This window comes from Pedobacter sp. D749, assembly GCF_019317285.1.
In the GTDB taxonomy this organism is placed as follows: domain Bacteria; phylum Bacteroidota; class Bacteroidia; order Sphingobacteriales; family Sphingobacteriaceae; genus Pedobacter.
Map to the genome: position 1 here is coordinate 22,040 of NZ_CP079218.1, position 19,373 is coordinate 41,412.

17 protein-coding genes are annotated in these 19,373 nt (G+C 37.9%); 11 read left to right on the plus strand and 6 right to left on the minus strand.

The window, feature by feature from the left end:
* Positions 1 to 170: 170 nt before the first annotated feature.
* A complete protein-coding gene (locus KYH19_RS00115) occupies positions 171 to 2,747 on the minus strand; it encodes an alpha-L-arabinofuranosidase C-terminal domain-containing protein (RefSeq protein WP_219077084.1) in 2,577 nt (858 codons plus the stop codon).
* 629 nt (positions 2,748 to 3,376) lie between these two features.
* Here KYH19_RS00115 and KYH19_RS00120 point away from each other — a divergent pair.
* From KYH19_RS00120 to KYH19_RS00150, 7 genes are all read left to right on the plus strand, one after another.
* On the plus strand, positions 3,377 to 3,454 hold the full coding sequence (locus tag KYH19_RS00120) for a potassium-transporting ATPase subunit F (protein WP_082035969.1): 78 nt from the start codon (positions 3,377 to 3,379) through the stop codon (positions 3,452 to 3,454).
* Positions 3,455 to 3,493: 39 nt separating this feature from the next.
* Complete coding sequence (gene kdpA / locus KYH19_RS00125; protein ID WP_132401937.1) at positions 3,494 to 5,212, plus strand: potassium-transporting ATPase subunit KdpA; 1,719 nt, start codon at positions 3,494 to 3,496, stop codon at positions 5,210 to 5,212.
* 8 nt (positions 5,213 to 5,220) lie between these two features.
* Positions 5,221 to 7,248, plus strand: a complete 2,028-nt coding sequence (kdpB, locus tag KYH19_RS00130; protein WP_193426084.1) for a potassium-transporting ATPase subunit KdpB — start codon at positions 5,221 to 5,223, stop codon at positions 7,246 to 7,248.
* A gap of 106 nt (positions 7,249 to 7,354) precedes the next feature.
* Positions 7,355 to 7,915, plus strand: a complete 561-nt coding sequence (locus KYH19_RS00135; protein WP_132401931.1) for a K(+)-transporting ATPase subunit C — start codon at positions 7,355 to 7,357, stop codon at positions 7,913 to 7,915.
* 224 nt (positions 7,916 to 8,139) lie between these two features.
* Positions 8,140 to 9,210 (plus strand): porin, encoded by a 1,071-nt coding sequence (locus tag KYH19_RS00140; protein ID WP_132401928.1) that lies wholly within the window; start codon positions 8,140 to 8,142, stop codon positions 9,208 to 9,210.
* A 386-nt stretch (positions 9,211 to 9,596) separates the two neighbouring features.
* On the plus strand, positions 9,597 to 10,727 hold the full coding sequence (locus KYH19_RS00145; protein ID WP_132401961.1) for a sensor protein KdpD: 1,131 nt from the start codon (positions 9,597 to 9,599) through the stop codon (positions 10,725 to 10,727).
* A gap of 53 nt (positions 10,728 to 10,780) precedes the next feature.
* Positions 10,781 to 11,173: a hypothetical protein gene (locus tag KYH19_RS00150; protein ID WP_219077085.1), complete on the plus strand. Its 393-nt coding sequence runs from the start codon at positions 10,781 to 10,783 to the stop codon at positions 11,171 to 11,173.
* A gap of 163 nt (positions 11,174 to 11,336) precedes the next feature.
* On the opposite strand, the gene KYH19_RS00155 is transcribed toward KYH19_RS00150, so the two are convergent.
* The gene (locus tag KYH19_RS00155; RefSeq protein ID WP_219077086.1) at positions 11,337 to 12,077 is read right to left on the minus strand and encodes an SDR family oxidoreductase; all 741 of its coding nucleotides are present in this window, start codon (positions 12,075 to 12,077) and stop codon (positions 11,337 to 11,339) included.
* A 118-nt stretch (positions 12,078 to 12,195) separates the two neighbouring features.
* Between KYH19_RS00155 and KYH19_RS00160 the strand changes: the two genes are divergently transcribed.
* The 4 genes from KYH19_RS00160 to KYH19_RS00175 all read left to right on the plus strand — a co-directional run bounded on the left by KYH19_RS00160 (position 12,196) and on the right by KYH19_RS00175 (position 15,889).
* Positions 12,196 to 12,771, plus strand: a complete 576-nt coding sequence (locus tag KYH19_RS00160; protein WP_219077087.1) for a Crp/Fnr family transcriptional regulator — start codon at positions 12,196 to 12,198, stop codon at positions 12,769 to 12,771.
* 341 nt (positions 12,772 to 13,112) lie between these two features.
* Entirely contained in the window at positions 13,113 to 13,907 is a 795-nt protein-coding gene (locus tag KYH19_RS00165; protein WP_193423922.1) for an SDR family NAD(P)-dependent oxidoreductase, read from the plus strand.
* 341 nt (positions 13,908 to 14,248) lie between these two features.
* Positions 14,249 to 14,761 (plus strand): DinB family protein, encoded by a 513-nt coding sequence (locus tag KYH19_RS00170; RefSeq protein WP_219077088.1) that lies wholly within the window; start codon positions 14,249 to 14,251, stop codon positions 14,759 to 14,761.
* A gap of 162 nt (positions 14,762 to 14,923) precedes the next feature.
* Positions 14,924 to 15,889 (plus strand): YafY family protein, encoded by a 966-nt coding sequence (locus tag KYH19_RS00175; RefSeq protein ID WP_132401910.1) that lies wholly within the window; start codon positions 14,924 to 14,926, stop codon positions 15,887 to 15,889.
* Positions 15,890 to 15,902: 13 nt separating this feature from the next.
* On the opposite strand, the gene KYH19_RS00180 is transcribed toward KYH19_RS00175, so the two are convergent.
* The 4 genes from KYH19_RS00180 to KYH19_RS00195 all read right to left on the minus strand — a co-directional run bounded on the left by KYH19_RS00180 (position 15,903) and on the right by KYH19_RS00195 (position 19,228).
* Positions 15,903 to 16,361, minus strand: a complete 459-nt coding sequence (locus KYH19_RS00180; protein WP_255562518.1) for a DinB family protein — start codon at positions 16,359 to 16,361, stop codon at positions 15,903 to 15,905.
* 149 nt (positions 16,362 to 16,510) lie between these two features.
* Complete coding sequence (locus KYH19_RS00185; RefSeq protein ID WP_219077090.1) at positions 16,511 to 16,762, minus strand: hypothetical protein; 252 nt, start codon at positions 16,760 to 16,762, stop codon at positions 16,511 to 16,513.
* A gap of 345 nt (positions 16,763 to 17,107) precedes the next feature.
* Entirely contained in the window at positions 17,108 to 17,581 is a 474-nt protein-coding gene (locus KYH19_RS00190) for a hypothetical protein (protein WP_219077091.1), read from the minus strand.
* A 183-nt stretch (positions 17,582 to 17,764) separates the two neighbouring features.
* A complete protein-coding gene (locus KYH19_RS00195; RefSeq protein WP_219077092.1) occupies positions 17,765 to 19,228 on the minus strand; it encodes a two-component regulator propeller domain-containing protein in 1,464 nt (487 codons plus the stop codon).
* Between the last annotated feature and the right edge of the window lie 145 nt (positions 19,229 to 19,373).

The following is a 19,373-nucleotide window of genomic DNA, read 5'->3' on the forward strand; positions in this document are numbered from 1 at the left end:
ACTATTTTAACAGCTCACATAGACATCTATTCTTTTAAAGCTTTGCTTTTTGTTCCCGATTGAAATACATATGGAAGATTAATTTGGCTAGGGTTAATTTTTTTTTCTTTAATACACAAAACCCTGTACAAAGTCAATTGTACAGGGTTTTTAGGTTTTATTACCAGAACCTAATGCGCTTTAAATCTTAAAACGGTAAAAGAGTAAGCCGGTAGCTCAAGTTGTCTGCTTGCATCTGTATCGATTGTTGTCATAACCGGAACAGCTTTTTTATCTGCCGGGTTACCTGAAATTACAGTTTTGATGGCACTTTTTCCAAGTTGTTGCTGATTTAAATCGAGCGAGGTTTTCACGGTAACCGGAAGCAGGTTAACAAGTTTAATTATCAAATCGCCGGTTTTGGCATCTTTAACCATCGAACAGGCCATCCGTTTATTTACATTTTCCTGGTTTGAAGAAAGAACCACAGTTGATGGGATATACTCATCACCAGCATTCTGTCCGTATAATTGTTGTACGAAATAGCCAATTGTGGGTTTTACCTCTGCATTATTAAAATAAATCAGGTCAGGATCCCATTGCGTATGCCCCTCTTTAGCGATAAGTGGCGCATAAGATGCCATACTCACCACATCACCATTGCGCTCCAGAGAAATAAGGTATAGTGCTTCAGCAAGTGACGTTTCCAGGTTCGTTCTATTACCTCCAGGTAAACTTGCAGCATATTCGCCGAGGTAAACTTTCGATTTAGAACGATCGTAACTGTCGTAAAAATTTTGATTATTGATAAACCAACCCGGCGATTGGTAATAATGTTCATCAATAATAGGAACGTTAAGGTTTGAAGCAATTTGCCAGCCAGCTTCATAATCAGTTCCTTCGTAAAACGGACCTGCAGTACCAATAATTGTAATCTCGGGATGCGATTTTCTCAGTGCTTTATAGATCATCGTAAACCGTTCAGCAAATACTTCAGTAATCTGGTCTTCATTGCCAATGCCTATATATTTCAGGTTAAATGGTTTTGGATGGCCTGCTTCAGCACGTTTTTTACCCCATTCGGTTTTTACATCACCATTGGCATATTCTATTAAATCTACAATATCTTGTATATATTGCCCCATTTCACTCATTGGTATACCACCCTGTTGACCACCACCACCTGTAGCTGAATTTTGGCAGGGTACACCGGCAGCTACTACCGGAACGGGTGCAGCACCAATATCTTCGCAGAATTGAAAGTACTCGTAATAACCAAGCCCCATGGTTTGATGGTAGCCCCAAAGGTTTCGATCTGGTTTACGCGCGGCTAAGGGACCAATTGAGTTTTTCCATTTGTAGATGTTGGCTATACCATCACCATGCGCAAGACAACCTCCTGGAAAACGTACAAAACGAGGGTGTATATCTCCAATGGTTTGAGCGAGATCTGCCCTTAATCCATTTTTCCGGCCTTTAAAAGTATGCTTTGGAAACAACGAAACCATATCAATTGCAATACGCCCAGGATTGCTAATCACGATTTCGAGTTTTGCATCAGTCACATCTGCAGAAGATACCAAAGTTAATGCTTCTGTTTTCCAGTTGCTAGAAGTGATGTTTACATTTGATTTAGCCAAAATTCCCTGTTTATCACTTACCAGCCTTACTTCGAGATTTACCTTTTTTGTATTCAATAGCTTTGCTGATAACGAAAAATCATAAGTTTCGCCTTTTTTCAAAGCTATTCCATCGAAACCACTATTAAGAAAGAATGCTCCTGCAAGGGGAATATCCAAAACCGCATAGTGCGGATTATTGGGATGAATTGGCGAAATTGAATCTATTTTCATGGTAGCGCGATCACCCTTCAATATCCAGGCATAACTGCTGTTCCAGTTTTGGTCTTTGTATTCTTTATCACGGGGGTGATATTCAAAATCCCGGTTTTGGATCAGTTCGGCATACAAACCGCCGTCAGCTGCATAATTTAAATCTTCGAAAAATACACCTGTTAGCATATTGCTGATCGCTTTTGCTTTACCGGGATGGAAAGTTATTTTTGCCTCCACATTTTTAAGCCCAGCAAAACGTTGTGCATCATCCTTAGTAGTTTCTCTATCTTGTTTGTTTTTGTAATCTTTTAGTTCATATGCTTTTTTTAAGCCCAGAATAACTTTCCATGGTAAACGATGCACTTGTCCGTTAGTTGCATTGGATAGATTAACTGTTGTACTCCCATTGAGATAAGCTGAAGCAGGCACTTCTTTTACAGGGCTGTAATGTTTTAAATCTTTGGTTTTCGTTTGGAAATATTTTTCGTTAGCATCTGCATAAGTTACCGTATATTCATCTAGGTTACCATCATATTTAATAATTGGACGCAAAACATTTTTACCTTGCTTTACATAAGGATAGTTTTGCGGGCTCCAGTTTACAAGATCTTTCGAACTTGAGGTGGCAAACTGTAGCGTATGGTCATTCAGGCTCCAAATACACACCCAAAGTCCGTTTTTGCCCTGCATAAGAAAAGGCGTTATCATTTTTTTTTCGCTTCCCCATCGGCCATAATCGCTTTTCAGATAGGTATAATCGTTTCCTATTGGAGTCCAGTTCTTTTTATCTAAACTCCAGGCAAATCGAAGTCCGTTTGCATTATAAGCAAATAAATAAGCCGAATCGGGCTCGTTGATTGGTTTTTTATTTATGGCAGATACATTTACTACGGCTAAAATCAGCGCTGCAAGAAGCCAAAATTTTCTTTCCATTTTTTGTTAAAATTTAATTGTTAAATTCCATTTATTGGCCAATGCCTGGTGGTCATTTAGTTAGAAATTTTTTCTAATTTAATAATAATCGTTATAACTACGATTATTATTGATGTTACTTATCCAGAAATAATTTGGTGAGGAATCGATTAATCCAAATGCAAAGATAAAAATACAGGCCTATAGCCACGTTTTAACGCTGTTTTGCGAATTAACTTGAGTTAGCGTGCAGGTGCTAAGATCGCGATGGAATTAAATTAAGCATCGTCAATAAACTGATCATTTTATCTGCAAGGCCAATCAGACTGATGTAAGTGCACGGAAGAAATTGTTTAGTCTCCAATCATTGACTATGAGAGATTGCATATCACAGTATGGCAAATACCAATATGAAAAAAACCTTTCCAAAATGGAAGGGTTTTTTTATATCTAATTCTAATTGATGTAATGGTTATTTGTTTAACTTTATGATTATCAGTTATTTATTTGATTAGTCTCTTTTGTGGTATAAGAGTTGGCTAAGGCTTGTAAAATCATTAAAATCATGACAATATTACTTTTTTTAATCCTGGTACTGCTTTGCTGGGCTACTTACAAATCGATAAACTGGTTCGAAAAAATCTAACACTATGATCGCATTATTTATTATCGCCATCGCCGTATTTATCTATATGATTTACGTGCTGATCAAACCCGAAAAATTTTAATCCTTACCTCCTTCAACGGAGCAATTAACAAATTAAGAAATGAATACTGAATTAACCGGCATTATTGCCACATTTCTGCTCACCCTGGTTATCGCCATCCCTTTGGGTAAATACCTGGCCAAGGTTTTTGCAGGAGAAAAAGTCTGGACAGATTTTTTAAAACCATTGGAAACTGGTATTTACAAGCTTTCCGGAATCAATATTAAAGAACAAATGAACTGGAAACAGCAGTTAAAAGCACTGCTTACCATTAATATTCTCTGGTTGTTTTATGGTTTTTTTGTGCTCATTTTTCAGGATAAGCTTCCATTCAATCCAGATGGAAATCCTGGGATGACACCTGACCTCGCTTTTAACACCATTATCAGCTTTGTTGCCAATTGTAACCTGCAGCATTATTCTGGAGAGAGTGGCGTAAGTTACCTTACCCAGCAATATGTGCTCATGTTTCTTCAGTTTGTAAGTGCTGCAACAGGTATTGCTGCTGCTGTAGTTCTTTTTAAAGCTTTTAGAGATAAAACAACAACGGAACTTGGTAATTTCTGGGAATTTTTTGTGAAATCAATTACCCGTTTATTGTTGCCTTTGTCATTTGTAATGGCTTTAATCTTAACTTTTAGCGGTACACCTGCAAGTTACGATGGTAAAGATAAATTCATTTCTCTACAGGGCGATACGGTTAATGTTTCGAGAGGACCGGCTGCTCAAATGATTGCCATTAAACATCTGGGTACAAATGGCGGAGGTTATTTTGGGGCCAATTCTGCACATCCATTTGAAAACCCAAGTTACTTTACCGATATGGTTGAGTTGATTGCTCAGGTCATTATTCCAATTGCCATGGTAATTGCTTTCGGTTATTTTATCCGCAGGAAAAAATTGGCCTGGACTATTTTTGGGGTCATGACCATCGGTTTGTTTATGTTGCTCATCCCTATGCTTAGTTCAGAACTGGGTGGAAATCCAGCTTTGGCAAAAATGGGTATTTCACAAACTACAGGAGCAATGGAAGGAAAAGAAGTTCGCTTCGGTCCGGCTGCCTCTGCTTACTGGTCAACGGTAACTACGATTATTTCTACGGGTTCTGTAAACGGTATGCACGATAGTACCATGCCTATGTCGGGTACATGGCAGTTACTTGGAATGATGATCAACTCATTTTATGGCGGTTGTGGTGTAGGTTTATTGAATTATTTCATCTACCTGATCGTTGCTGTATTTATTTCGGGATTGATGGTAGGGAGAACACCAGAATTTCTTGGCCATAAGGTAGAAGCCAGAGAGATTAAGATTGCGGCCATTATTACTTTGCTGAGTCCGTTTTTGATCCTTGCCGGTACAGCCATTGCAAGTTATATTTTTACCAGTCATGGCAATGCTGCCTGGGCTGTTCAACCTAAAAGCTGGCTCAATAATCCTGGTTTCCACGGGTTCTCTGAGATGCTGTATGAAATGACTTCATCAAATGCTAACAATGGTTCGGGATTTGAAGGATTGGGAGATAACAATATGTTCTGGAATGTATCCACTGGTATTGTGATTTTCTTAGGTCGTTTCTTACCGATTATTGGCCCGGTTGCTATTGCCGGATTACTGGGAGCCAAAAAATTCATCCCTGAATCGGCCGGTACGCTTAAAACAGATACCAAAACTTTCGCACTGATGACTTTTGCGGTGATTATCGTGTTAAATGCACTTTCTTATTTTCCTGCCCTGGCTTTAGGTCCTTTGGCAGAATATTTTACCATGCTTAAATAAACAATACAATGAAACCCAATAATAAATTGTTCGAACCTGCCTTGGTGCAGACCGCACTAAAACAATCTTTCATCAAGCTTGATCCACGGGTGATGGTACGGAACCCGGTAATGTTTACCGTAGAAATCGGAACACTGGTAATGGCTTATGTTACCGTGTACTCTTTCAGCCATAGTGGACAAGGATCGCCTTTGTACAATTTCTTCATCTTTTTAGTTTTATTGCTTACCGTTCTGTTTGCAAACTTCGCTGAAGCAATTGCAGAAGCAAGAGGCAAGGCACAGGCCGACAGCCTTCGTAAAACAAGGGAAGAAACTCCAGCCAAAGTGCTTTTGGCCAATGGAACTATCGAAATCCGTTCATCCAATCAATTAAAAAAAGGAGATGTGTTCGTTTGCGAAACAGGCGATACCATTCCAACAGATGGAGAGATTATTGAAGGGATTGCTACTATTGACGAATCAGCCATTACTGGTGAGTCTGCCCCGGTAATCCGCGAATCAGGAGGTGATAAATCTTCGGTAACTGGTGGTACAAAAGTTTTATCTGATGAGATTAAAGTTCAGGTAAGCACTGCTCCAGGCGAAAGCTTTTTGGATAAAATGATTGCTTTGGTTGAAGGTGCATCACGTCAGAAAACACCAAATGAGATAGCTTTGACCATTTTGCTGGCCAGTTTTACCCTTGTGTTTATCATTGTATGTGTAACCTTGAAACCTTTTGCTGATTATGCCAATACCCCAATAACCATTGCATCGTTAATTTCTCTGTTTGTATGTTTAATCCCAACCACCATCGGCGGACTGTTATCTGCTATTGGTATTGCAGGAATGGACAGGGCATTAAGAGCCAATGTGATTACCAAATCGGGTAAAGCGGTAGAAACTGCGGGTGACATTGATGTATTACTTTTAGATAAAACCGGAACCATCACCATTGGTAACCGTAAAGCCACTAATTTTTACCCAACAGCAGGTGTAAACATTAAAGCTTTTACCGATGCCTGTGTATTAAGCTCGTTGGCCGATGAAACCCCGGAAGGAAAATCGATCATTGAATTGGCTGCTGAACAAGGTTTCAAATCTGCCGGAACGCCAGAGGGATCAACATTCATCAAGTTTACTGCCGAAACCCGTTCGAGTGGATTGGATACTGTAGATGGAAGAAGGATCAGAAAAGGTGCCTTCGATTCGATCAGGAATATTGTTGAAAAAGCCGGAAATATTTTCCCTTCTGATATCGAAAACCATGTAAAGGCTATTGCTACCAATGGAGGAACACCACTTGTAGTGTCAGAAAATGAAAAAGCCCTTGGCGTAATCGAATTACAGGACATTATTAAACCTGGTATCAGCGAACGTTTCGAGCGCCTAAGGAAAATGGGTGTAAAAACAGTAATGGTTACCGGCGATAATCCATTAACAGCTAAATACATTGCAGAAAAAGCAGGTGTTGATGATTTTATTGCAGAGGCTAAACCCGAGGATAAAATGAACTACATCAAAGATGAGCAAACCCTTGGTAAGCTGGTAGCCATGATGGGCGACGGTACCAATGATGCCCCTGCTTTGGCGCAGGCCGATGTTGGTGTAGCTATGAACAGTGGAACACAGGCTGCAAAAGAGGCCGGTAACATGGTCGATTTGGATAATGACCCTACCAAGCTGATTGAGATCGTAGAAATCGGTAAACAATTGTTGATTACCCGCGGTACATTAACCACTTTTTCCATCGCGAATGATGTGGCCAAGTATTTTGCAATCGTTCCGGCTTTGTTTATTGCCTCAATTCCAGCACTGCAAAGTCTGAATATTATGGGCTTGCACTCGCCAGAATCAGCGATCATGTCGGCTGTGATTTTTAATGCGATCATTATTCCAATCCTGATCCCACTGGCTTTAAAAGGTGTGGCCTACAAACCTATCGGTGCAACTGCCTTATTACGCAGAAACCTATTTATATATGGTATCGGCGGTGTGGTAGCGCCATTTATAGGGATTAAAATAATCGATTTATTGGTCGGATTATTTGTGTAAAAGTTTCCGTCATTCCCGCGTATGCGGGAATCGTAATGCAAGCGCTTTAAGATTCCCAATCAAGTTGGGAATGACGAATCGAATAAGAATTTAAAAAAATAAAAAGATGAAAAAGTACATCATTCAATCCATCCGCTTAACACTTGTATTATTGGTACTGTTATGCGTAATATATCCGGTTACTGTTGCCTTTATCGGTAAAATGTCTAAAGGAAACGGGGGAGGAGAAAAAATCACCAAAAATGGTAAAACAGTAGGTTATGCATTATTGGGTCAGTCGTTTACCAAACCTCAATATTTTTGGGGAAGACCATCAGCTGTGGCCTACAATGCAGCAGGTTCTGCAGGTTCTAACAAAGGGCCATCAAATCCTGACTACTTAAAAGAAGTGCAATCGCGTATTGATACTTTATTGAAATACAATCCGGGCATCAAAAAATCAGATATCCCTGCCGATATGGTTACTGCTTCAGGAAGCGGACTTGATCCAAATATTTCTGAACAAGGTGCAGCCATTCAGATCGATAGGGTTGCTGCAGCACGTAAAATCGATGTGAAAAAAGTGAAAGAACTGGTTGCCATGAACACACTTAAACCATTTATGGGTGTATTCGGCCCTTCATCAGTAAATGTGCTGAAATTAAACCTTGCTCTTGATGCACTTTAATTAGAGCTTCTAAGTATCTTCATCTCGACCGTAGTGGAGAGATCTAATTCCTACAAGTTTAAAGATCTCTCCATTCCACTGCGTTCCATCCGATAGCTATCGGATCGAGATGACGACCGTTTAAAACAAAATATTTCCCAAAACAATAACAACGGCAATGCTTTAAGGCCTGGTATCAAACGAGCCTTGGCCTTAGGCTTTGCCTAATACAAACAATCAGTAAAATGAAAAAAATACTATTACTTGCCGCTACACTTACTACAGGGTTCTTTGCTAAAGCACAGGATGAACCAAAAATTAAAGTTACGGGTTACCTTGAAGCTTATTACGGATACGATTTTAACAAGCCTGCAGACCATAACCGTCCGGGTTTTATTTATTCGCATAACCGGGCAAACGAAGTAAACCTGAATCTTGGTTTTATCAAGGCCGCTTATGATAGCGGAATGATCAGGGCTAATTTAGCAGTAATGGCAGGAACTTATGCCAATGCTAATCTTGCTGCCGAGCCTGGTGTATTAAAAAATATCTTTGAGGCCAATGCCGGGGTAAAATTATCCAAAACAGAAAATCTTTGGATCGATGCCGGAATCTTTTCTTCGCACATCGGTTTTGAAAGTGCGGTTTCGAAAGATTGTTGGGTACTTACCAGAAATATTTCTTCAGAAAATACACCTTATTACGAATCGGGTGCGAAAATTACTTATGGTACCAAAGATGGAAAATTTACAGCTACCGCATTGTACCTGAATGGATGGCAGCGCATTACCCGCCAGAATGGAAATAATAAACCTGCCGGTGGACTTCAGCTGACCTGGAAACCAACCGATAAAATTACCGTAAATTACAGCAATTATCTTGGAACAGAAGGTGCTGATTCTGTTCGCGTAAACAGGTTTTACCACAATGTTTATGGGGTTTTTCAACTTACCGATAAGTTTGGTGTAACCCTTGGGTTTGATTACGGCACGCAACAAAAACAAAAAGGCAGCAGCGATAAAAGCGAAGTCATTTCTCCGGTAGCCATTGCACAATACAAATTTGCACCAAAATGGGCCGTTGCCGGGAGGTTTGAATATTATGAAGATAAAAACGGAATTTTTATTGCCACAGGCACGCCACAAGGTTTTAAAACCAAGGGTTATTCTTTAAATCTTGATTACTCGCCAATCGCCAATGCTGTTGTGAGGTTGGAAGGAAAAGCCTACGATAGCAAAGACAAAATATTTGCCAGGGAGGGCGCTGCGGTTAATGCCAATGCAAGTTTAACGGCAAGTATTGCGGTGTCGTTTTAAAAAATAAGTGCCGTCATCTCGAACGTAGTGGAGAGATCTGTTGAGTATCTGTTACATAGATCTCTCCATTTCGTTGCACTCCAGTCGAGATGACGACCCTTTAGAAATGAATTTTTTGAAAATCCAAAAACAATGCATCCCTATATAGAAATTATATTTAGCCTCTTTTTAGCGTTCTTAGGAATATTAATGATGCGAAAATTGAATTCGTTGAAAAGGAATAAAATAAGTGTAAAAAAAAGAAGTTATGCCACAGAAAAATACTTTAAACTGCTTTATAATAAGCTCTCTTTTAGGTTTATGATCGTATTATTTACATTGGTTATGATTGTTGCAATTACTATATTGATAGAAAAAGGAATAATGAATGTTACCTGGTAAATATGATGGAAGAAGAACAAAAAGAAGAGTCGGTCAGACATTTTTTAGATCTGGTTAAAAAATCCAGGCGCGGAAAGCTCAAAATCTATATTGGCATGAGTGCTGGTGTGGGTAAAACTTACCGTATGCTTCAGGAATCGCATGCATTACTGCGAAATGGGGTAGATATTTGTATCGGTTATGTAGAAACCCACAAAAGGGTAGAAACAGAAGCCCTTGTTACAGGCCTTCCGGTTATTCCGAGGCGGAAAATCTTTTATCGGGGCAAGGAAATCGAAGAGATGGATCTTAAAGGAATCATGAATCGCCATCCGGAGATTGTTATTGTAGATGAACTTGCCCATACCAATGCCGAAGGTAGTAAAAACACCAAACGCTGGCAGGATGTTTTCGATCTGCTTGAGGCAGGGATCAGCGTAATCTCTGCAGTAAATATTCAGCACCTGGAAAGCATTAATGAAGAAATTGAGCAGATTACAGGCATAGCTGTTACCGAACGGATCCCGGATAAGATATTGGAGCTAGCCGATGAGATCGTAAATATCGACCTTACAGCTGATGAACTGGTTACCCGCCTTAAAGAAGGCAAAATTTACGATCAATCAAAGATCGAAAGGGCATTGGGTAATTTTTTTCAATCTGATAAAATTCTTCAGCTGCGCGAGCTGGCCTTAAAAGAGGTAGTACACCAGGTAGAACGCAAAATCCAGACCGAAATTCCCAAATCAATTAAACTTAGGCCCGAACGCTTTTTGGCCTGTATTTCTTCCAACGCCGAAACTGCAGGCGTAGTGATCAGGAAAACAGCAAGACTTGCTTCCTATTATCGGTCGCCATGGATGGTGCTGTATGTACAAAGCGATAGTGAAAGCATGGAACGCATTAAACTGGATAAACAACGCCATCTGATTAACCATTTTAAACTGGCTACCGAACTGGGTGCTGAAGTAATTAAAATAAAAAGTAACGCTATTACCAGGACCATCATCGATATCGCCACTGAAAAAGAAGTAACCACGATATGCATTGGTAAACCTCATCTTAATATTTTTCAGGTAATTTTACGTACTGCGGTTTTTAATGGCTTGCTCAAGAATCTGGCGATGAAAGATATTGATCTCGTTATCCTATCTTAAAAATAAAAATTGCTGATCACACAATTCTCAATTAATCAAAACCATATTCCTTTATGTCGGTTGAAATAATAGGACCTAAGGATAGTGATATGGAAAAAAAGGATACTAAAACACATTTGATTAATGAAATTACCACTACAGGATTGCAAGCTGCGGCGAAGAAACTAGGTGCTTCGGCAAGTAAGGCACAGATTAAAAAGGGTGTTTCAAAACACATCAGTTTAATAGATGAGCTAATGCATATTGCTTTAATCAAAAATAAGGATTCATCGAAAAGGGTGCAGCGCAATATTGAATTTGTTGGCCTGGGTATAATGGCGGCGCATACTTTTTACCGTGGTTTTAAAACGAGAAAAAGGTTATTGATTTTCGAAGGGATTTTTCTTACAGCTGCTCTTGGTGGAGTGTTATTGGCCACGCAACTTAAAGCATTAAACGGCAAATAGTGTGATGTATAGGAGTTGCGGAAAGTCGTCATCTCGATCCGAGAGCTATCGGATGAAACGTAATGAAATGGGGCGATCTTCAATAGATTTAGCTTCGCTAAGCACTACCTGGTTTCTAGACTGCGTTGCCCTCTGATCGAAATGACGATTTTTTTATTGTGAATTACACCAATACCGAACCACCATCTACCACAATTACTTGCCCTGTGCCGTATTGTTGTTTCATGGTGTATAAAAATGCCTGTGCAATATCGCCGGCTTCTCCAACGCGCTTTACAGGTAAACGTTCACCCACACCAACATAGAGGTTATTTCTATCCTCATCGCTCATGCTGTTCCATAAATTGGTTTTAACCACACCTGGCGATACCAAATTTACACGTACTGGTGCCAGTTCTACAGCCATTGCACGGGTAAAACCTTCCATGGCGCCACAAATACTGGCTGCTACGCCCCAGCCGGCACTTGGCCGTGGGCTGGCAATACCTCCTGTTAAATTAATAGAACCACCTGCCTTAATTTTCTTTGCTGCATATTTAACTGCAGCAAAAGCACCCCAATACCTTAATGTAAAAAACTGACGGGCATCATCCAGGTCAGTTTCATCAATCGTATTCAAGACCAGATTTTCGCCTGCGGTATATACCAGGTGATCGAAAGATTCCACTGAATTAAAAAACTGTTTGATGTTTTCTTCTTTACTCAGATCTACGGCAAAGCCTTTGCAGTTTTCGGGTAAGGATTTTAATGCCTCATTAATCCTGTTTTCATTACCGGAAACAATTACCACTTTTGCACCATCGTACGCTGCGGCCTGTGCGGTTGCAAAACCTAGACCTGAGCTTCCACCTAATATGATCACTGTTTTTCCTTTGAGTGTAAATTCATTTGCTTTTATTTTCATGATGTTGTAAATTGAAGTGCAAATTTTGAGATATCAACGACCAATTCACTTACCAATTGGTAAAAACGGTCTGAGCTTGTATTTTTGTTACTCAACTCCATATCATATATAAATCCCAATGCCGAACAAACTTATCAGCTACCTGAAACTGTACCATCAAATTTCGGCAGAAGAAGAACAGTATATCATAGAAGCCTTTAATCTCAAAATGTTTAAAGAAGGAGAAGCGCTTTCCCAGCCAGACAGTATTAGCAAAGAACTTTTTTTTATTGTTGATGGCGTACTCCGGATCGTTATCCGAAATGAAAAGGGGAATGAAGTGACTCATTATTTTTTAAAGGAAAATCAGTTTTGTACGATATTGAATAGTTTCCATAAGCAGATACCAGCAGAAGAGTGTATACAAGCAGCCTGCAATTGTGAAGTTTTAGGCATTAGCAGAACAGCACTTTTGAAACTTTACGAACAGGTACCCTATCTAAAAACACTTATTGATCAGATTACACAACAAGCTTTGATAGACAAGATTAATATCCGAAATGCCTATTTGGGGCAGGATTCTGCCAATAGATACCGGTTGTTTGTTGCCCGTCAGGCCGATATTGCCCTGCGCGTATCATTAACAGATGTAGCTTCTTATTTGGGCATCACACCACAATCTTTATCCAGGATCAGAAGGCAGATCAATAGCTAGTTATTATCTTCACTAATTACAGGAACACTTTTTTAATAGTAGATAAAACATTGGCGTAGTGGCCATACCCGGCCAAATATTGATCAAGCCATTAAAAAAGCATCCTTATACATTAGGATTACTTTTTAGTGCCTCATAGGTACGTTCATTTAAGTGTGGTTAGAGGCTACTTTTGCATTTCTTACTTTAGCCTGTCCTTGTTCAAAAGCAATACCCGATTTTTGTAGCCTTGTCATTCATTTTAACATATTTATATGACACTTTTTAGCCAGAAAATTGTTCAATTTATATCACCACATAGCAATAGAAATTTTATCGTAAACATTATTAAAAATCAAAGAATGGATTTACAGTTAAAGCATAAAACAGCTTTTATAAGTGGCTCTACCGCTGGGATCGGATTCGCCATTGCTGAAAGTTTATTAAAAGAAGGTGTAAAAGTGATTATCAATGGCCGGTCGCAAAGCAGTGTGGATGATGCCGTGAAGTCGTTGCAAGGTATTGCCGGGAAAGATTTTATTTCAGGCATAGCTGCTGACTTTTCGAAAGCTGATGAAGTAAATAACCTGATTGATAAACTTCCGGAGATCGATATACTGATCAATAATGCGGGGATTTTTGAACCTAAAGCCTTTGAAGATATCAGTGATGATGATTGGTTTAGGTTTTTCGAAGTCAATGTAATGAGCGGAATCAGGTTATCTCGGCAGCTATTCCCTAAAATGTTAAAGAAAAATTGGGGCAGGATTATTTTTATCTCCAGTGAATCGGCAGTGTTTATTCCGGATGAAATGATCCACTATGGTATGACTAAAACTGCACAGCTGGCGGTTAGCCGTGGTTTGGCTGAACTAACCAAAGGTACTGAAGTAACCGTCAATTCAATTTTGCCTGGTCCTACCAAATCAAAAGGAGTTGGTGGTTTTATTGAAGATTTGGCTAAAACTGGAAACATTACCGTTGCTGAGGTAGAAGCCGATTTCTTTAAGAACATGAGGCCTACTTCATTACTGCAACGCTTTCTTGATGTAAGTGAAATCGCAAACGCAGTTACTTTTTATGTAAGTCCATTAGCCTCGGGAACCAATGGGGCAGCCATTAGGGTAGAGGGCGGTTTGGTGAGATCGATATTGTAGTTGGTTACTTTCAGGCTATGCTTACAGATCAGAATGGCTTCAGTTAATTAAATGGCTGCATTTGATAACTAATTTAGAGCCTGTTTAAATTTTTATGACAAAAATAAATGGCTTTTTGCTGTCACAAGAGCGTAGTCTAAGTGTTTTATTAATGCGTTGAAATGGTCTTCGACTACGCTCAGACTGACATACGAAATAAATTTTATTTAATTTTAAACAAGATCTTATAATATCTCATTATTTATCCAGCAATGCAGGAGAGCTTTATCAACTGAATAAAGAATGGTTTCACTAAGACTATGGTTTCTTAAATTGGATTTAAGGTTTAAAAAAAAATATTAATGTCTCAGAAATTAGAAGTTTGGCAACGAGGGCCGCTGCCCGAAATTATTCCGATGTTACAGCCTGTAGCACATGCCTTATTGCAGGCAAGGGAAGAGATTAATGATTATATGCTCGATTTCCCAGTCGAACTGCTTTGGCAACGCCCCGCAGGAATGGCATCTACAGGTTTTCATCTTCAACATTTAAGTGGGGTGCTTGATCGGGTATTTACTTATGCCAGGGCCGAGGGCCTTTCTGAATTTCAATTTGCCCAGTTGGCCGAAGAGGGTAAAGATTCAGCAAAGAGATATACCGTAGCAGATCTTGTTAACCGTTTCAATAAGCAGGTAGATCAGGCCTTAGTGCAAATCAAGAGTACAAACGAATCAACACTGTCCGATTATAGGGGCGTAGGGCGCGCAGGACTTCCTTCAACGGTTATTGGCCTGTTGTTCCATGCAGCAGAGCATACCATGCGCCATGTAGGGCAATTGATGGTTACCGTAGCCGTAGTGAAGAATAATAAATAAATTTAATTATTTGATAACCAGTTGTATATATTCTAATTTCATAAAAGATAATTCACTACTGCCATAAGGTTGTCACTAGGCTTGTTAAATTTGCTGAATGATTAAAATAATTTATGGATCACCTTAAATTAGCTACTACAATCAATCCCCACATTTTTAAAGATGGATATTACCAAAAGATTTGACCGGATACTACAGATATTTTTTTTATTGCAGTCTAAATCGATAGTCACTACTGAAGAATTACAAAAGCGTTTCGAAATCAGTTTAAGAACAATTTACAGGGATTTAAAAGCATTGGAGATTGCAGGTATTCCGATCGTAAATGAATCAGGATCTGGTTATTCAATTATGGAAGGTTTTAGGCTGCAGCCATCCAGGTTTAGTCAGGAAGAAATTCTTAGTTTAATGGTTGCCGAAAAAGTGATGCAGAAACATGAAACTGAATTTATTAAGAAACACTTTGAGGCGGCACTTATCAAAATAAAAAGTTCTTTTCAGGTGCATCAAAAAAGAGATTTCCTTCATTTAGAAGATACGATACATCTTAAAAACAACTTTACATCCAATGATTACCTGCCCAATATTATCGATGTTTTACTCAATAGTACTTTAAAGAAGAAAGTAGTTCATATTCATTACCTTAAAAGTGGCGATATTCACACGGTAGATAGATCTGTAGAACCCATAGGCGTATTCTACGAACACAGCCTTTGGTATCTTTTAGCTTATTGCCATCTAAGAAAAGATTACCGCAATTTTAGATTGGACAGGATTAAAAAAGTTTTGGTGCTTGAAGAAAAATTTACTATTGCACACCCACCAATTAACGAATTCAGGAATAAAAGTTTAGCCGAAAATGTGTTTAAAGTCGAAATTAAGGTAGACAGGAAGTATGCTCATTTTCTATATTGGGAGCGGCAGATTTTCGGATTTACAGGCGAAGAAATTTCAGATGATTTTGTGGTGATGTATTTCGACTGTTCCCTTGCAGTGGTTTCTTTTGTCCGCTGGTTTGTTAAATTTGTTGATGTGGCCGAAATTATAGAACCAGCCCATTTAAATAATGAGCTGGTTGAAATAATGGAATCTGGTTTAAAAAGGATAAACAATAAAAGAGCTATTTAAGCTCTTTTATTGTTTAATAACGATCCCAGAAAAATGGAGGCTCAATGCCTAAGGCCCTTAAATACACAAAGCCTTGCCCGCGGTGGTGTATTTCGTTATCAATGAAATATAAAATGTGGCTAATTATCGTAAACTCGTACTGCCCGAATAATTTAATTGTTTCGTGAAGCTGATCTTCAGAGATTTGGTTGAAGTATTCCACAATTTTTGGGGTATCCTCATCCCATTTATTTAGGATCTCTTCTTTGGTATTGAGTGGAAGATCATGACTAAAAGGCACTGTTTCTCTGGTAACCATTTCTTTTAAACCCGGAACATCAATCGATAACAACTCCTTAATTAATGCTGAAAAAGGTCTCATTCCGCCGATTGAAAATTCAAATAATTCTTTTTCAGGAAATTTTTCAATGGTTTTTCGGGTTAGTTTTCTGTGGCCTAACCAATGTTCTAGTAATTCGCCTTTAGTAATCATAGTTGCTGACATTTTGTTATATTATTTAATAGAACAAAGCTAAAACTGGCCTATGACAACTGTTTGTCAGTAGAAAAATGATATGTTACATTTTTTAAAAATTTCTATTCAGCGGGTTACCGATAGTTGTGGTTACTCAATGCTGTCCTTTATTTCAAACCTCTTTCTTTTAAAAGATTTTCTATCTCCTGACTGTTATATTTTGAGTTATTAGTTAGCTTATAGATGAAAAATAAAGGGATGAGCGTCAAAAGGCCTAAAGTATTTTTCATCACGCTGTAAAATATAATACCAGCCAGAAAGCCTATTAATATTGCATTGGTTATAACTGCTGATTTCCTTTTTTTTGCTTCTAGCAAGAGTTCTTGATCGGTTAATTCAGATAGTGTTTTTTGCTCCATTTTTGGTTTATTTAGATCATTTTTTAAAGGGCATTCATCCCTTAGCGAATACTCAAATATAATTAATACCTGCTATTGGTAAAACAGAGATTGCGGTTATAATCCTGCGTTATTAATTTGGTTAGCTAAGGGCTTGTGAAAATTGAAAGCCATAAAAATAACCAACATTCTTTACCCTATAACTTTGCATCTACAATGATACGTAATATACTAAGGCGGGTTGAAAAGATTGAGAAGTTGCTTATAAGAAAGGATTTTCAATACTATTGTTTTAGGAGTACTAAGTCTTGCAAGGCTATTGATGGATAACAACAAGACTTGAGCACTCAGCCATTGAAATAACAACTACCACTCGCTTTCTAACGTTCTATCGATAACCCAAGGAATTATGATTTCAATTTCAATCTGAATCAAATTATTTTTATCTTTAAAATAGGTTAGATCATCGCCCTTGGTGAAACCGATTTTAAAAGAATCTGTTATAGGATTTAGTTTAATTGTTTGTGAGCCATTAACTGAGACTAAACTATCAGTGCCCTCAAAGCTTCCTTTAAAATGAAATATTGCGCTATAGCGGTGTGTTCCGTCGTTTTCTTTACACATTCGCCAAACCTCACTTTCTTTGTGGTAATCTACACCAAGTTGATTGAATAAATGTTTAACCTGTTCTGGGAATATGTTATCTCTATTCTGAATATAATTCAAGCAGTCATTACAATTACAATCCTCTGCGCTACCATTTTCAACGGCAGCGTAGGTTGATTTCGTGCTTTCCTGATCAACAGTTAAAACCCAATCTTTAAATGTAAATACGGTCATTGGCATTATATTCTACCTCCTTCTTGCGCGAAAGTCTTGGTGAGTAAGGGAAAAAGGCAAGTTGGCTTCTACATTCATTGTTTAATGAATTAGGGTTTTCTAAAAAAAAATAAACGGATTTAACAAAAGCATAAGCCTTGCCTTTTTGAGATCTAAAAGCTAACGATTTTGCTATATAGGTTTTTACCTTTTTTCAATCTTCACTAGCCCTTGTCTTGTTGCTAAATATAGATTGCCTTTTTCATCAAGCGTCATGGTCGAAATGTAAGATGTTGGAATGTCAGAATTTTCATTATGATAATTTTCCCAACCATCTTTAAGATCATATCTTATTAATCCAGCTCTATCCGTTGAAATCCAAATCACATTTTCATTTTTGTCATAAACAACACAGTTGGTATGGTTAAATGGCATTCCAGAATTTTCTGTTGTAAACTGTTTGATAATTCCGTTAGCATAGCTAATTGCGATACCTTCATCATTGTTTACTTTTCCTTTTTCTTTTCTTTCAAATTCGTATAGCGAAAAATAAAGGTTCCCGTTTTCATCTTCAGCCATTGAAGTAATGCACTTACCTTTTAACACTGTTGATGTGTTTTCAAAATTTGTTGCCTTTCCATTTTCATCAATCATTACTGTTCCGCTAAAAGTTCCGATCCAAATCCTGTTTTTTGAATCTCTTTTAGCATAAGTAACCCTGTTTGAAGGAAGCTCTTTAATTTTTGCTTTGTTAATATTCGACCATTTTCCATTTTTATAGATCGTCAACCCTTCATCAGAGCAGAAAAATACTTCGCTAGTTTTTGGATTATTTATTATTTCATATGCCCCATCAATCCCAATTTCAGTCGAATCGTGTTTTGTCCACTTAGTGTTGTCAAAACTGTAAATGTTTTTTGTTCCATATACCCATTTCACATTGTTATTGTCGGATGCAATTGCATAGTAAGAGAAAAACTTCCCTTTATCGGTTATATTTTGTTCAGCTTTTTTAAAATCTTTACCATCAAAAGTAACCAGGCCCTCATCAACAGTTAGCCAGATCAACCCATTTTTGTCAACAGTAATATTGTCATTCATATTGTTCGGAAGATTTGAATTTTTTGCATTCCAAACCGTTATTTTATAATTTTTTAAATGGTCGTTTTTATAATTGTAAGTTTTGTTGAATATTTCAGGACTTGTTGGTTTGTCAAAAGACCTTTTGAACGATGAAATATCAACCCGTTCAATCTTTCCTATAATTTTGTTTTCATTTATGCTAAAAATCATGGTGATCGATGATTTTTCTTCCTTTTTTCCTGCTGTTATTGCTGGTGTCCATTTTTTAAAATTATCCAGTTCTTCAATAATTTTTAATGAAATTGGATTTTTTGATTGGTCGGTGTGACTTAAAACACAAGCCTCGCCTTTTGAATCAATAAGAACTTGAAATTTAACTGCACCTTTTATTCCTGTAAGATTTAAAGATTCCTGTAATTTGGTTTGTAGCTTCAAAAACTCTTGTTCCTCATACCCTGCCTTTACATCTCCACAATCAAGACAAAATTTGTCAGTTTTACAATTGTCCAATTTCACAGGAAAAATATTCTGAGCATTAAGACTCAATGAGAATACTGTTAATAAAATTAAAATTGTGTTTTTCACTTGTTCTTTTGTTTACTGTTATTGGTTAATATTGATGTTATATCTAAATACGCGTAATCTTCTCATTATAGATGAGATACAATGTAAATATTTTAGGATGATCTCATACTTGCCCTTTTTGACTTATATTATAAATATTTAAAGA